The organism is Streptomyces hainanensis (genome assembly GCF_004348415.1).
GTDB classification, from domain to species: Bacteria; Actinomycetota; Actinomycetes; order Streptomycetales; family Streptomycetaceae; genus Streptomyces; species Streptomyces hainanensis.
In genome coordinates this window covers 24,762-38,443 of sequence record NZ_SMKI01000008.1, presented here as the reverse complement: position 1 = coordinate 38,443, position 13,682 = coordinate 24,762, and the positions used below count along the sequence as shown (strand labels likewise).

Below are 13,682 nucleotides of genomic sequence, written 5' to 3'. Positions count from 1 at the left end.
CGCCCACCCGGCGCCAGGTGCCGGCGGGCCGCCGCCAGGGTGGCGGCCAGGCCGTCGAAGGCGTGCGTGGAACCGACGCAGAGCACCAGGTCGAATCGGTGCGGCGCGGTGAACCCGGCCGCCTCTCCCCGATGCAGCACCAGCCGCTCGTCCACCCCCAGCTCCCGCGCGGCCCCCCAGGCCCGGTCCAGCGCGGCCTCGGCGACGTCGACGCCCTCGGCCCGCAGCCCGGGATGCGCCGCGAGGGCGCGCAGCAGCCACTCGCCGCCGCCGCACCCGAGGTCGAGCACCCGGCCGTCGCCGCGTGCGACGGCGTGGTGGAGCAGCTCCGCCACCGCGTCGTCGTCGAGCGGTGCCCCGATCGGGTGGTTCGTGTGGGCGAGGCGAGACAGCTGTTCACGATGCATCGCCGGAGCGTGTCACGCCGCGCGCGCGTCCGCACCCGCTTTTCCCGGCGCGGACGCGGCATTGACGTGCCACCGGTCCACTCCTAACGTCAACGAGGTTTCGCCGCCTCGAAAGCGCTTACCGTTGTCCGTTGCTCCGGAGGGAGATCCTGTGATCAGCACGCGCCGGACCCTGCTCGCTTCCCTGCTCGGCTTACCGCTCGGACTCGCCACGGCCCCCATCGCACTCGCCGCCCCCCGAGAGGACAACAGACCGGTGCCGCGCACCCTCTACATCGCCGGCGACTCGACCGCCGCCCAGAAGTACGCCACCGCGGCACCGGAGACGGGCTGGGGCATGGCCCTCCCCTTCTTCCTTCGCCCCACCCTCACGGTCGCCAACCACGCGATGAACGGCCGCAGTTCGAAGAGCTTCGTGGACGAGGGCCGGTTGGCCGCCATCCTGGAGTCGATCCGCCCCGACGACCTGCTCCTCGTCCAGTTCGCCCACAACGACGAGAAGATCGAGGACCCCACGCGGTACACCGAGCCGTGGACCACCTACCAGGACCACCTGCGCCAGTACGTCACCGAGGCCCGGGCGCGCGGCGCCCGACCGGTGCTCGCCACCTCCGTCGAACGCCGCCGCTTCGACGCCGCCGGCGACGCGGTCCCCACGCACGGCGACTACCCCGCCGCCATGCGCGCCCTCGCGGCCGAGGAGCGGGTCCCGCTGCTCGACATCCAGCGGATCTCCCTGTCCCTCTGGCAGAAGCTCGGCGCCGAGGAGACCAAGCGGTACTTCAACTGGACCGGCACCGTGCAGGACAACACCCACTTCAGCCCCCTGGGCGCCATCGAGATCGCCCGCCTCACCGCCGGCCGCCTGGCGGCCGAGGAGGTCCTCCGCCGACCGGACGTGCGCCGCCTCGACGACGACATCCCCGAATCGTGGATCACCTGGCCCGAGGGGTGAGTGGGCGGTCGCGGCTCAGGCCCGCGGTGCCAGGGTGCGGAGGACGCAGAACTCGTTGCCCTCGGGATCTGCCATGACCACCCAGCTCCGGTCCGCGCCCTGGCCCACATCCGCCCTGGTGGCGCCGAGGCGGAGCAGTCTGTTCACCTCGTCCTCGGTGCTGCCGTCGATCGGGCTCACGTCGAGGTGAAGCCGGTTCTTCACGGCCCTGCCCTCGGGCACCTGGACGAACAGCACGGTGGGCGGCATCTGGCGGGCCCGAACATCCTCGACGGTCGGCACCCAGGAGCCGATCTCGACCTTGCCCTCGCTCCGGTCGATCACCTCGAAGTCCAGCACCTCGCACCAGAAGGTCGCGAGCCGCTCCGGATCACGACAGTCAATCGCCAACTCCGTGAACCTGCTTGTCATAACTCTCCCTGATCGTTCGGGCGGGGCTCAGGGTACGCCGCCGGTCCGACAGATCCGAGATCCTTCCTGTACACCGAGACCCGGGTGGGCGGCCGGATGCACGACGCCGCCCGCACGGTCGCCGCGGCGCGGGATGACTATGATCTGCTCAGGGCGAACGCGCTTTCCCCAGACGCGACACCGGCCATGATCACCAGCCTGTTGAAGGAGTTCCGGGCATGAGCAGCGACATGGACCGCACCGCCGTCGAGTGGGTCAGGTCCTCCTACAGCGACGCCAACGGCGGACAGTGCGTCGAGTTCTCCCGCACGTTCGCGCCGAGCGGCGCGATACCCGTGCGTGATTCCAAGGCCCAGGGGCCGATGCTGGTCCACACCCACGGCGGCTGGTCCGCTTTCGTCTCGGCCGTGGTGAGCGGCGCGTTGTGACGGTCGTGAACCGGCTGGTCACCCACGCCGAGTTGGACGAGGCGCACACGGCCGCGCGGCAGCTCTCGGTGTCGGCGCGGCTCGAAGCCGTCCTCGCGGACGGTCGCGCCCTGGTGCTGCTCGCCGACCGTGGCTGGAGCTCGTCCCTGATCGGCGCGGCGGACCTCCGCGACGGGACCTCGGTCGAGGACATCGTGGACACGGCCCGGACGGTTGTCGGCCCCGACGAGCCGATCGACGGGCAGAGCCAGGAACAGGCGGCCGCCGCCCACTGGTCGGCGCTCGCCGACATCCTCGCGCGGCAGGGCGTGGACGCGGATCCGCGGGAGTTGGCGCGACTGCCACACGACGTGGTGCTCGGCGCACGCCTCCGGGACTGGCTCACGGGCTCCTGAGGCGCGGCCTGCGTTCCTCCCGGTGTTCACCCGGACAGGCGATGGCGTGCCGCTGGCTGCCCTGAAGCGGGACCACGACGAGGACCACGGCCCCGCGCCCGACCCGCGGAGCCTCGCATGACGGCTGGCAGGCTCCGATCTGCTGTCGCGCACGTGCCTCGGCGAGTTGCGTGCTTCCCGGGGCGAGTTCGCCTCGAACGACACCCGAGGCCTCGACGAGCCGGAGCCAGGGAGTGTGAGCATCACATGGGCGACGCTGGGGAGTGAGGGCCGCTCCTCATCCTGCGGCCCCGCGGCCACCGCTTCCGTGTCACAGGCGCACGGAGACGTTCCCGACCGTGGCCACTATGGTCAGCTCGCCGCCGATCGCCTGCAGGTACGCCGCCATCGTGGCGGTATCCAGACGGTCCTGGCCCAGCTCGATCTGACTGACGCGCCCCTGGGTGACCCCCATGGCCTTCGCTACCTGTCCTTGTGTGATGCCTTGCGCCTTGCGGAGCGACGCCAGTTCGTATCCGCGTTCGGCGTTGAGCATGTTCTCCTTGATGGCTTCGATGCGGGCCCGCTCCTCAGGGCCGACCGCAGCCGGGAGGTCTTCCATGCCGCTCAGGTTCACCGGTCCTCATCCTCCTCTTCGAGTGCCTCGAGATAGGCCTGATATCTCGCGTCAGCTTCCCGGATGGCCCCGGGATACCAGGCGTTCCAGTGCCGCTTGGCTGCTTTGTTCCCCGCCACGAGGAAGATCGCCCGTCGCGCTGGATCGAACACGAAGAGCATCCGAATGCAGACGGTCGAACCGTTTCGTGGACGGAGCTCGCGCATGTTTCGGAAACGGCTGTCGTTGATCGCGCCGACAGTGGGGCGGCGCAACGCTGGCCCCTCCTGCTGAAGACGCTCCAATGCGGCCAGGACGTGGAGATAGCTGTCGCGGTCCTCCTTGGCGAGGTCGTTGAGCCAGTCAAGGACATCCGCGAAGAACCTCAGTTCGTACGGTCCGTTCACACCCGATATTAGCACGGGCTAATATTCTGGGCCAGGCGCGCTGCCGGCCTCGCGGACGGCGCTGGCCTCACGCCCCGGTGGGGGAGAGGGTCGGGGCCGCGGTCCGGCCTATTGACACCTTCGTTGGTCTGGACCAATCTGGCTGCCCAGCGGTGGCCACCGTTTCCTCCCGCAGCACCCCCACCACTTGACGCTACGGAGGCGAGCGTGGACAGCACCAACCTGCGCCGGCTGCTCGGCGCGACGGCTCTGGCCGGCGCCCTGGCTCTCACCGGCGCCGCCCCGACCGCGGGCGCGAACGACCTGGGAACGGCCGAGGCCGCGGCGGAAGCCGTCGCGCCGACCGCGGTCCCCGAGCACGCCCTGACCGGCTACTGGCACAACTTCAGCAACGGGTCCGTCGTGCAGAAGCTGCGCGACGTGTCGGACGAGTACGACATCATCGCGGTGGCGTTCGCCGAATCCACGTCGACCCCGGGAGGGATCGACTTCACCCTCGACCCGGTGCTCGGATACGCGTCCGAGCAGGAGTTCAAGGACGACATCGCCGCCAAGCAGGCCGAAGGCGTCTCCGTCATCATCTCGGTCGGCGGCCAGAACGCGAGCGTCTCGGTCACCGACAGCGCCTCGGCCCAGGCGTTCGCCAACTCGACCCTCGGCCTGATGAACGAGTACGGGTTCGACGGCGTGGACATCGACCTCGAACACGGCATCAACGCGCAGTACCTGACCCAGGCCATGGAGGCCATTCGCGCCGGGGCGGGGGCCGGGCTCGTCTACACGATGGCGCCGCAGACGCTGGACATGCAGAACACGAGCACGCCCTACTTCCAACTGGCCCTGAACACCAGGGACTTCCTCACCGTCGTCAACATGCAGTACTACAACAGCGGCTCGATGCTGGGGTGCGACGGCCAGGTCTACTCGTCGGGCAGCGTGGACTTCCTCACCGCGCTGGCCTGTATCCAACTGGAGAACGGCCTCGCACCCTCGCAGGTGGGCCTCGGTGTCCCGGCCTCGCCCAACGCGGCGGGTTCCGGCTACGTCTCGCCCAGTGTGGTGACCGCCGCGCTGGACTGCCTGACCAAGGGCACCCGCTGCGGGGCCTTCGTGCCCGACCGGACCTGGCCCGACCTGCGCGGGGCGATGACCTGGTCGGTCAACTGGGACGCGCACAGCGGCAACGCCTGGTCGAACGTCGTCGGCCCGCACGTGCGCGGCCTCTAGGAGAACACGCGTCAGCCGCGCGCCGCCCGGCGCGCGGCAGGCGGCCTGAGCCTTCGCGGACCGCGCCGGTCTCACCCCCCGGCGGGGTAGAGCACCGGCACCGGTAGGCGCAGGCGGGCCGCCGTCTCCGCCGTGTCGCGGGTCATCAGGTCGTGGAGGGTGGACATCGCGGTGCGGCCGAGTTCGGGGCCGTCGACGTCGATGGTGGGCATGGTGGTGAGGCCGAGAGCCGTGGCCACCTGGCGTTCGATCGTGATGGCCATGTCGTCGGGGACGGAGATGCCCCGCGCGCCGAGGGCGAAGATGATGCCGAGCGCGAGCGCCGTGGCGTAGGGGATGACGGCCGTCACGTCGCGGTCGGCGATCGCGGGGGCGACCTCCGTGCCGGCCGCGAAGGTCGGCGGCATCGGGTCGAGGATGGCGAGCTCGGCCAGGCCGCGGGTGGCGGCGCTGACGGCCTCGGTGCGCTGTTCGTTCTGCCAGGAGCGGTTGGAGCCGCCCACCAGGGCGATCCGCCGGTGGCCGCGCCGGATGAAGTGGCGGGCGACGGCGGCGAAGGCCGTCGCCGTGTCGGCTATCACCGAGGAGACGCCGGGGATCTCGCGGTCGACGAGCACCGTCGGCTTGAGCTGGCAGGCGGCCAGCGTGCGGGACTCCGAGCCGAGCGGGGCGGTCAACAGGAAGCCGTCGACCTGGGCGGAGAGCTGGGTCAGCGCCTCCAGGTCCGCGTCGTGGCGCAACGCGTTGACCACGACGGTGAGCTGGAGGCCCGACTCGGCCGCGCGGCGCTGGGCGCCGCCGATGATCGGGGTGAAGAACGCGTTCTCCAGGGTCGGCACCACCACCGCGACGACGCCGGTGCGGCCGCGCGCCAGCGCGGTGGCGGCGCGGTTGGGCACGAAGCCGAGCCGCTCGGCGCTCTCCCGCACCCGCAACACGGTCTCGGGTGCCACCAGGGCCGGGCGCGAAAGGGCGCGCGAGGCCGTGGACTTGGAGACGCCGGCGGCGCGGGCGACGTCGTCGAGCGTGGGCACCGGACTCCTCGGGCGTGTGCAGGTGATCTTACCCAGCGTGAGGCGGACTCGGGGACTTTTACAAAGAGTTAATAACGCCCCCTGTACGCCGCACCTCTCGGCAAACTACTGTCACCGCAACCGGTTGCGCAACCGGTTGTGAGTACAGAGAGCTACCCAGAGAGCCATCAGGACACACTTTGATCCGTTCGCGCCGAATAGCGCTCGCGCTGCTGCTGCCCGGCCTGGCGCTTCTCGTCGGAGGCGTCGTCGCGCCCTCCCTCGTGATGCTGCTGTCGCCACCCCGGGTGGAGACGGGCGAAGTCCTCGACCGGCTGGGCCGGATGCTCAGCGATCCCTACGACCTGGAGATCGTCTGGCGCACGCTCCGCGTCGGCCTGGTCGTCACCGCGATCTGCGTGCTGCTCGGCTTCCCGACCGCCTTCCTGCTGGCCCGCTCCCGGTCCCGCTGGGCCGGGCCGCTGCTCGCGCTGGCCATCTTCCCGCTGCTGCTGAGCAACGTGGTGCGGACCTACGGCTGGCTGGTGGTCCTCGGCAGCAACGGCGTCGTCGGCAAGACCCTCGTCGCCCTCGGATTCACCGACGAGGCGCCGCAGCTGCTCTACACCGAACTCGCCGTGGTGCTCGGCCTGGTGCAGCTCTTCCTGCCGCTGGCCATCGTCACCTGCTACTCCGCCGTCGCCCAGGTCGACGCCGGCCTCGACGACGCGGCGCGCGGGCTCGGCGCCGGGCGCACCAGGACGATGTGGAGCGTGGTGATCCCGCTCTCCATGCCGGGCATCGCGATGGCTGCCACGCTCGTCTTCGCCGGCGCCGTCACCGCCTACACCACCCCCTACCTGCTCGGTGGCTCCCGGCAACGGATGCTCTCCACCCAGCTCTTCAGCTACTCGGGCGTCACCCTCGACTGGGCGGCCGCCTCCGCGACGGCCATCGTGATGACGATCCTGGTGGTGCTGGTCTACGTCGCGTCGACCCTGGCGACCAGGACGAGGGGGCGGATCCAGTGAAGCGCTCAAGCCCGGTGGCCGCCTCGCTCGCGGTGCTCGGCTACCTCGTGATGATCGTGCCGATCCTGTTCGTGGTCGCCACCGCGTTCACCGAGGGCGAGACCCTGCGGTTCCCGCCCGAGGGCCTGTCCCTCCGCTGGTTCGACGAGGCCACCAGCTACCAGCCGTTCACGGACGCCCTGCTCTCCAGTCTCCAACTCGCCCTGCTGGCCACCGTGCTGGCGTTGGCCGTCGGCATTCCGGCGACGCTGGCGATCATGCGCGGCCGGCTGCCTGGCAGGTCGCTGGTCGAGGGGCTCTTCCTCTCGCCGCTGATCCTCCCGGAACTCGTCGTCGGCCTCGCCCTGTTCCAGCAGCTCATGCTCCAGCTGGAACTCGACAACTTCCAGGCCCTGCTCATCGGCCACACCGCGCTGCTGCTGCCCTACGCGGTCCGGGTCACCGGCGCCTCGCTGGTGCTCGCGGACCCGGCCCTCGAGGAGGCGGCGCGCGGGCTCGGCGCCTCGCCGCTGCGCACCTTCTTCACCGTGACGCTGCCGGTGCTGCGGCCCGGCATCATCTCGGCCGCGCTGCTGAGCTTCGTCACCTCGTTCAACAACGTGCCGATCTCGCTGCTGCTCCAGTCGCGGGACTTCCGCACCCTGCCCGTCACGATGCTCGACTACGTCCAGCAGAACTACACGCCGATCATCGCCGCGATGTCCACGCTGCTGCTCGCCGCCACCGTGGTGCTCGCCGTCGTCGCCGAACGGATCCTCGGCTTCGCCCGCATCTTCGGAGGAATCAACAGATGACCACCGCAGCCGAGTTCGTGGCGGTCAGCCGGCACTTCGGTGACTTCACCGCGGTCGACTCCCTCGACCTCGCCATCCGGGAGGGCGCGCTCACCACGCTGCTCGGGCCGAGCGGCTGCGGCAAGACGACGTCGCTGCGGATGCTGGCCGGGTACATCGAGCCCTCCGCCGGGAAGATCATGATCGGCGGCAAGGACCACACCGACGCCCCGCCGGAGAAGCGCGACCTCGGCATGGTCTTCCAGTCGTACGCGCTCTTCCCGCACATGACGGTCGCCGGCAACGTCGGCTTCGGCCTCAAGCTGCGCAAGGTGCCGAGGGCCGAGCGGGCCCGCCGGGTCGCCGAGGCGCTGGAGCTCGTCGGCCTAGGACACCTCGGGGACCGCCGGCCCAAGGCGCTCTCCGGCGGCCAGCAGCAGCGGGTCGCGCTGGCCCGCGCCATCGCCATCCGGCCCCGGCTGCTGCTGCTCGACGAGCCGCTGTCCAACCTGGACGCCCGGCTGCGGGTGCAGATGCGCGGCGAGATCCGCCGCATCCAGGCCGAGACCGGCCTCACCGTCGTCCTGGTCACCCACGACCAGGAAGAGGCCCTGGAGATGTCCGACCACATGGTCGTGATGAACGCGGGCCGGGTGATGCAGCAGGGCGCGCCCGACGAGCTGTTCCCGGCGCCCGCCAACCGGTTCGTGGCCGAGTTCCTCGGCTACGAGAACTTCCTCACCCTGCCCGAACGCGGCCTGGTGACGGTGCGGCCCGAGCTGCTGACCGTCGCGCCGGGGGACGTGGGGGGCGGGGAGACGGCGGTGTCCGCGACGGTGCGGTCGATCGCCTACCGGGGGGTCGAGGTCCGCGTCGCGCTCGACGCGACGACCGGGGCCGGCGGGGCGACCACCCCGCTGGTCGCCTCGCTGCGCGGCGACGCGCTCACCCCCGAGGACCGCGCCGCGCTGCACCCGGGAGGCAGGGTGACGGTCTCCGCGCGCCCCGACCACCTGGTGTCGCTCGCCGGCTAGACCGCCGAAGCCTCTCTCCGGCCACACGTACGAACGGAGCACAACCCCCATGAAGCGGACTGTACGAAGACTGCCCAGGCTCGCGGTGGGCGCCGGCGCGCTCGCCACCGTGCTGACCCTGAACGCCTGCGGCTCGGACTCCTCGGACGACGCCGGCTCCGGCGGCGAGGGCGGCGACGGTCTCGAGGGCGCCACCATCGTGGTGTCGACGTTCCCGTTCGGCGTCGAGGACTTCGAGGCCAACGTCGTCGAGCCGTTCGAGGAGGCCACCGGCGCCACCGTCGAGATCGAGAGCGGCAGCAACGCCGACCGCCTCACCCAGCTCCAGCTGGCCGGCGGCGACCCCGGCATCGACGTCATGCTGATCTCCGACACCTTCGCCGCGCTCGGCCAGGACCAGGGCCTGTTCCAGGAGTTCGACTCGGGCGACGTGCCCAACCTGGACGCCATCGCCGAGTTCGCGGCGGACGACGCCTACGCCGGGCCCGCCTACACCTACCAGCTCAACGGCGTGCTCTACCGGACCGACCAGCTGAGCGCCGAGGAGGCCGCGGACTGGAGCGTCTTCGGCGACCCGGCCTACTCCGGGAAGGTCGCGCTGCCCGACATCTCCGCCACCGCCGGCCAGCTGACCGCCTCCGGCATCGGCGAGCAGTTCGGCGACGGGCCCTACGACATGGACACCGCCTTCGAGACGATGGGCGGCTGGTCGTCCGGAGTGCTCCAGTTCTACAGCTCGACCACCGAGGTCACCAACCTGATCTCCCAGGGCGAGATCGCGGCCGTGCCCACCATCAGCGCCTTCGTCCCGCCGCTGATCGCGGCCGGCGAGCCGGTCGACTGGGTGCCGCCGGCCGAGGGCCGCTACCTGGCGACCAACCGGCTGATGGTCCCGGACGGCGCGCCCAACACCGCCGGCGCGTACGCCTTCATCGACTACATGCTGTCGGTCGAGGCGCAGCAGGCCAGCGTGGAGTCCGACCTGCCGGTGAACCCGGAGGTCGCGCCGTCCGAGACGTTCGCCGAGCTGATGGGCGAGGCGGCCACCGACCCGATCGCGGCCGGCTACCAGACGCTCGACCCGCGGCAGCTGGTGGACAACCGCACCGAGTGGGTGGAGCGGTTCGCCCGCGAGGTCTCCGGCGGCTGAGCCGGACACCCACCGATCCGATCCCACCCCCACCCAGGCCCCCGGGCCGGCGATGCGGAGTCACCCTCGCCGGCCCGGGTGTTCCACCCCGTTAGTGAGCCATGCGAGAGACAGAGAACCAACCGACGAACGAACCGACGCCGGCGGCATACCTGGCGCGGATGCCCAAGGCGGACCTGCACGTCCATCTGATCGGCACGGTGCGGGCGTCGACCTTCGCCGAGCTCGCCGGCCGGGCCGGGCTCGACCTGCCGGACGCCCCCGAGGCCATCTGGCGTGACATCAACTCCCTGCCGCCCGACCCGGAGCTGTACCGGAACACCCGGATCCCGGTGCCGCAGGAGCGGTCGCCGGACGAGCCGGAGGTGTCGTACTCGCTGTTCCGGGCGAGCGGCTGGGTGGAGGAGGCGCTGCGCGACGCGGACGACCTCACCCGGATCACCTACGAGGCGTTCGAGGACGCGCACCGCGGCGCCGTCCGCCACCTGGAGCTGCACGTCGACGACGTGCCGCCGCGGCTGGCCGAGGCCGGCCTGGGCTTCCACGGCCTGGTGGAGGCGTGCGCCGAGGGCATCAGGCTGGCCGAGCGCGACTTCGGGATGACGGGCCGGCTGATCGCCTCGATCGACCGCAGCCGGGACGCCGAGTGGGCGCTGGACTACGTGCGGCGGGCGGTGGAGCGGCCGCACGAGTACCTGGCGGGCATCGGCCTGGTCAACCTCGAACTGGCGGGCCCGCCCGAGCGGTTCGTCGAGGCGTACCGGCTGGCGGGCGACGCCGGGCTGCGCCGCACGGCGCATGCCTCCGAACACGCGCCGGTGGCGGTCAACACCGCGACCTGCCTCGACCTGCTGGGCTGCGACCGCATCGACCACGGCTACTACGTGCTGGAGGACGACGACCTGGTCGCCCGCTGCCGCGACGAGGGCGTGCCGTTCACGGTGATCTCGACCACCTCGCGCCGCTCCTGGCGGCCGTGGCGCCGCGCGTCGATCGCGGCGATGGTGGACGCCGGCCTGAACGTCGTCCTCGCCTCCGACGACCCCGGCATGTTCCCGACCTCGCTGGCCGACGAGTACCGCATCGCCGCCGAGACGATCGGCGTGCCGCGGGCCAGGCTGCGGGAGATGTCCCTGCGGTCGATCGAGGCCGCCTGGCTGCCGGCCGCCGACAGGGCGGCGGCCCGCGCCCGCTTCGAGTCCGAACTGGCGGCGCTCGACGAGGAGTTCCCGACCGGCGGCACCGGCGCCTGACGGGCGGCCTGCGGCCGGGGCCGGACCCGGGGGCCAACGTCTACCGGCGGCCGTCCGCGCCGTACCGGCGCGTGTGGCGAGCGCCTGCGGCGCCGGCTGGCGGATCGGCCGGTGGCCGTCTGCCTTGCACGGCCTGCCGACAGCGCCTCTCGCGCGGCGCGCTCCGGCCCGCGGCCGGCGTCGCGTTACGCGTCGCGGGACCACAGGCAGAGGCCGCCGGCGGAGAGGAGCAGGGTCAGGGTGGCGAACGCCGCGCGGACCGTGTTCCAGGTGGTCCAGCGGGGGTGGAACGACGCCCAGTCGCCGCCGGCCGCGAGGGCGTCGTTGAGGGGGACGTTGACGGCGGCGGTGGGCAGGAAGGTGCCGAGCAGGTAGACGACGGCGGCCAGCAGGAAGGCCCAGCCGGCGGCCCGGTGGCCCAGTGCCAGCAGGAGCCCGCCCGCCGCGCCCGCGGTGAACGGCACGGCGGTGAAGGCGGTGAGGAACACCGGGTTGAGTATCCGCCCGTTGACGCGCCGCATGGCCTCGGCCGCGGCCTCGGGGTCGAGCGAGTCGAGCCCCGGCATCACGGCCACCGAGAAGCCGAAGAAGAGGCCGGCCATGGCGCCGGCCGCCACCAGGGTCAGGACGGCGGCGGTCAGCGCCAGGGAGCCGGTGGCGGCGGATGAGGTGGTGAGTTGCATACCTCGATTCAACGGCCGCCCACCGGCCACCGGCCATGGTCGGCAGGCGCGCCCGCATAAGCGTGCGTCTCACTGCCGCAGGTAGTTGTAGACCGTGGCCCGGGAGACGCCCAGCACCTCGGTGAGGGCGGTGGCGGCGTGTTTGACCTGGAGGAAGCCGCGGGCGTACAGGTCGCGGACCAGCTCCCGCTTCTCCGCCGCGGGCAGGGCGCGCGGCGTGAGGCTGCCGCGTGCGGTGGCGAACTCCTCGGCCGCGGAGCGGAGTTCGTCCGCGGTGCGGGCGCGGAGGGTCTCGGCCGGCGGGCGGTCGGCGTCGTCCGTCCGCACCAGCTCGGCCAGGGCCCTGGCCGCGCCGCCCAGCACCGAGACGTCCAGGTTGAGGCAGATCGCGCCGACGTACTCGCCCGCGCCGTTGCGGATGCCGATGGAGGTGCTCTTGGCGGGGCGGCCGTCCGGGAAGCGGTTGGGGTAGTTCTGCAGGATCTCGGGAAAGTCGGGGTCCTGGATCCTGGCCAGGCCGAGCTCGGTGGCCGGGTCGCCGACCGTGCGGCCGGAGAGCCCGCCCTCGATGGCGCGGACGGCGTGTTCGGGGGAGCGCAGGTCGTGCAGCACCACCTCGCACACCCCGGGGAACATCCGGCCGAGCGCCGTGACGATCTTCTCGGCCTCGCGCAGCAGCACCTCGTCCTCGGTCATGCGGGGCTCCCGGCGCCGCCGCGTCCGGCGGCGTCGGTGTCCAGCAGGCGGCCCATCAGGTGCGGGGCCTTGAGGCCGCTGCCGGTGAGCAGCACCACCGTCGTCTCGCCGGGGCGGATCGCGCCGCGGGCGCGGAACGCGTCGACGGCCGCCGCGGCCGTGGCGCTGGTCGGCTCGGCGTAGAGGCCGGTGGCGGCGAGCCGGCGGACGGCCGCGGCGATGTCGGCCTCGGGGACCGCCACCGTGTCGCCGCCCGAGCGGCGGATGGCGGCCAGCACCTCGGGCGCCCTGACCGGCCGGCGGATGGCGGCGCCCTCGGCGATGGTGGGGGCGAACTCCGCCGGCTCCACGCCCTGGTGGGCGGCGTGCAGGGGCGCGCAGTTGGCCGGTTGGGCGACCAGCAGCCGGGGGCGGCGGGCGATGCGGCCGGCGGCGAGCAGTTCGCCGAAGCCCATGTCGCAGCCGAGCACCAGGCTGCCGGCGCCGGCCACGGTGACGATCGCGTCGGGCGCGGTGAAGCCCAGGTCCTCCCACAGCTCGTAGGCGATGGTCTTGGTGCCCTGGAGGAAGAGCGGGTGCCAGTTGTGGCTGGCGTAGACGGTGTGGGCGGCGCGGCGCAGCGCCTCGGCCGCGGTGGCGTCCCGGTCGCCCGGCACCTCCTCGACCTCGGCGCCGTAGGCGCGGCTCTGCAGGATCTTGGCCGGCGAGGTGCCGGCCGGCACGAGGATCCGGGCGCGGATGCCGGCCGCGGCGCAGTAGGCGGCGAGCGAGGCGCCGCCGTTGCCCGAGCTGTCCTCGACGACCTCGGTGACGCCGGCGGCGGCCAGGAACGAGACCAGCACGCCGACCCCGCGGTCCTTGAAGCTGCCGGTCGGGGCGAACCACTCCAGCTTGAACCGGACGTCGGCGCCGCCCCATTCGCCCGCGACCAGCGGGGTGCGCCCCTCGCCGAGCGAGACCGGGCGCGCGCCACCCGGCAGGGCGGCCCGGTAGCGCCACAGGGACCGCTCGGCGGTGTCGACGTCGGCGGGCGCGAGGCCGGTCAGCGGGGTGACCGTCAACGGCGCCCCGTCGTCGCCGCGCCATCGCTCGGCGGTCAACTCGTAGGTGCGCCCCGACCGTTCGTCGAGATAACGGGGCGTGGCGGTGGTCGACATGCGGGTGTGCCCCCGTACGATGCTCTTGGATGGTTCAGCCAACTCTGGACAGTCTGTCCATCCGGTC

The 13,682-nt window shown here is 72.2% G+C and carries 18 protein-coding genes; 10 read left to right on the top strand and 8 right to left on the bottom strand.

Features of this window, described 5'->3' with window-relative positions:
• The coding region (locus E1283_RS01560; RefSeq protein ID WP_132815728.1) for an SAM-dependent methyltransferase at positions 1–407 on the bottom strand (407 nt) is incomplete at its 3' end.
• 151 nt (positions 408–558) lie between these two features.
• Between E1283_RS01560 and E1283_RS01555 the strand changes: the two genes are divergently transcribed.
• On the top strand, positions 559–1,362 hold the full coding sequence (locus E1283_RS01555; RefSeq protein WP_132815726.1) for a rhamnogalacturonan acetylesterase: 804 nt from the start codon (positions 559–561) through the stop codon (positions 1,360–1,362).
• Positions 1,363–1,377: 15 nt separating this feature from the next.
• Here E1283_RS01555 and E1283_RS01550 read toward each other — a convergent pair whose 3' ends face one another.
• Positions 1,378–1,773, bottom strand: coding sequence for a VOC family protein (locus E1283_RS01550; protein ID WP_132815724.1), 396 nt, complete (start codon positions 1,771–1,773; stop codon positions 1,378–1,380).
• Positions 1,774–1,839: 66 nt separating this feature from the next.
• Here E1283_RS01550 and E1283_RS38465 point away from each other — a divergent pair, with 66 nt between their 5' ends.
• From E1283_RS38465 to E1283_RS01535, 3 genes are read left to right on the top strand one after another with little or no spacing between them, the layout of a single operon-like run.
• Positions 1,840–1,995, top strand: a complete 156-nt coding sequence (locus E1283_RS38465) for a hypothetical protein (protein ID WP_341829901.1) — start codon at positions 1,840–1,842, stop codon at positions 1,993–1,995.
• Positions 1,992–2,201, top strand: coding sequence for a DUF397 domain-containing protein (locus E1283_RS01540; RefSeq protein ID WP_132815722.1), 210 nt, complete (start codon positions 1,992–1,994; stop codon positions 2,199–2,201). The genes E1283_RS38465 and E1283_RS01540 overlap by 4 nt, the downstream gene beginning before the upstream one ends.
• Entirely contained in the window at positions 2,198–2,596 is a 399-nt protein-coding gene (locus E1283_RS01535; protein WP_207930260.1) for a hypothetical protein, read from the top strand. Before E1283_RS01540 ends, E1283_RS01535 begins: the two co-directional genes overlap by 4 nt.
• A 310-nt stretch (positions 2,597–2,906) precedes the next feature.
• Here the strand turns inward: E1283_RS01535 and E1283_RS01530 are convergent, their stop codons facing one another.
• Positions 2,907–3,212, bottom strand: coding sequence for a helix-turn-helix domain-containing protein (locus tag E1283_RS01530; RefSeq protein ID WP_132815720.1), 306 nt, complete (start codon positions 3,210–3,212; stop codon positions 2,907–2,909).
• A complete protein-coding gene (locus tag E1283_RS01525; protein ID WP_132815718.1) occupies positions 3,209–3,598 on the bottom strand; it encodes a type II toxin-antitoxin system RelE/ParE family toxin in 390 nt (129 codons plus the stop codon). The genes E1283_RS01530 and E1283_RS01525 overlap by 4 nt, the downstream gene beginning before the upstream one ends.
• 207 nt (positions 3,599–3,805) lie before the next feature.
• Here E1283_RS01525 and E1283_RS01520 point away from each other — a divergent pair, with 207 nt between their 5' ends.
• Entirely contained in the window at positions 3,806–4,825 is a 1,020-nt protein-coding gene (locus E1283_RS01520; protein WP_243744529.1) for a chitinase, read from the top strand.
• A 71-nt stretch (positions 4,826–4,896) separates the two neighbouring features.
• Here E1283_RS01520 and E1283_RS01515 read toward each other — a convergent pair whose 3' ends face one another.
• Positions 4,897–5,859 carry a LacI family DNA-binding transcriptional regulator gene (locus tag E1283_RS01515; RefSeq protein WP_132815714.1) on the bottom strand — a complete coding sequence of 321 codons (963 nt, stop codon included), beginning with the start codon at positions 5,857–5,859 and terminating at the stop codon, positions 4,897–4,899.
• Between the two features lie 179 nt (positions 5,860–6,038).
• Between E1283_RS01515 and E1283_RS01510 the strand changes: the two genes are divergently transcribed.
• The 5 genes from E1283_RS01510 to E1283_RS01490 all read left to right on the top strand — a co-directional run bounded on the left by E1283_RS01510 (position 6,039) and on the right by E1283_RS01490 (position 11,079).
• Positions 6,039–6,869, top strand: coding sequence for an ABC transporter permease (locus E1283_RS01510; protein ID WP_132815712.1), 831 nt, complete (start codon positions 6,039–6,041; stop codon positions 6,867–6,869).
• Positions 6,866–7,663 (top strand): ABC transporter permease, encoded by a 798-nt coding sequence (locus tag E1283_RS01505; RefSeq protein ID WP_207930259.1) that lies wholly within the window; start codon positions 6,866–6,868, stop codon positions 7,661–7,663. The genes E1283_RS01510 and E1283_RS01505 overlap by 4 nt, the downstream gene beginning before the upstream one ends.
• Positions 7,660–8,676, top strand: coding sequence for an ABC transporter ATP-binding protein (locus E1283_RS01500; RefSeq protein WP_132815710.1), 1,017 nt, complete (start codon positions 7,660–7,662; stop codon positions 8,674–8,676). The genes E1283_RS01505 and E1283_RS01500 overlap by 4 nt, the downstream gene beginning before the upstream one ends.
• Before the next feature lie 49 nt (positions 8,677–8,725).
• The gene (locus tag E1283_RS01495) at positions 8,726–9,826 is read left to right on the top strand and encodes an extracellular solute-binding protein (protein ID WP_132815708.1); all 1,101 of its coding nucleotides are present in this window, start codon (positions 8,726–8,728) and stop codon (positions 9,824–9,826) included.
• 101 nt (positions 9,827–9,927) lie between these two features.
• Entirely contained in the window at positions 9,928–11,079 is a 1,152-nt protein-coding gene (locus tag E1283_RS01490) for an adenosine deaminase family protein (protein ID WP_207930258.1), read from the top strand.
• A gap of 185 nt (positions 11,080–11,264) precedes the next feature.
• On the opposite strand, the gene E1283_RS01485 is transcribed toward E1283_RS01490, so the two are convergent.
• The 3 genes from E1283_RS01485 to E1283_RS01475 all read right to left on the bottom strand — a co-directional run bounded on the left by E1283_RS01485 (position 11,265) and on the right by E1283_RS01475 (position 13,615).
• Positions 11,265–11,762: an anthrone oxygenase family protein gene (locus tag E1283_RS01485; protein ID WP_132815706.1), complete on the bottom strand. Its 498-nt coding sequence runs from the start codon at positions 11,760–11,762 to the stop codon at positions 11,265–11,267.
• A gap of 69 nt (positions 11,763–11,831) precedes the next feature.
• Positions 11,832–12,458: a helix-turn-helix transcriptional regulator gene (locus tag E1283_RS01480; RefSeq protein ID WP_132815704.1), complete on the bottom strand. Its 627-nt coding sequence runs from the start codon at positions 12,456–12,458 to the stop codon at positions 11,832–11,834.
• Positions 12,455–13,615, bottom strand: coding sequence for a pyridoxal-phosphate dependent enzyme (locus tag E1283_RS01475; RefSeq protein ID WP_132815702.1), 1,161 nt, complete (start codon positions 13,613–13,615; stop codon positions 12,455–12,457). The genes E1283_RS01480 and E1283_RS01475 overlap by 4 nt, the downstream gene beginning before the upstream one ends.
• Between the last annotated feature and the right edge of the window lie 67 nt (positions 13,616–13,682).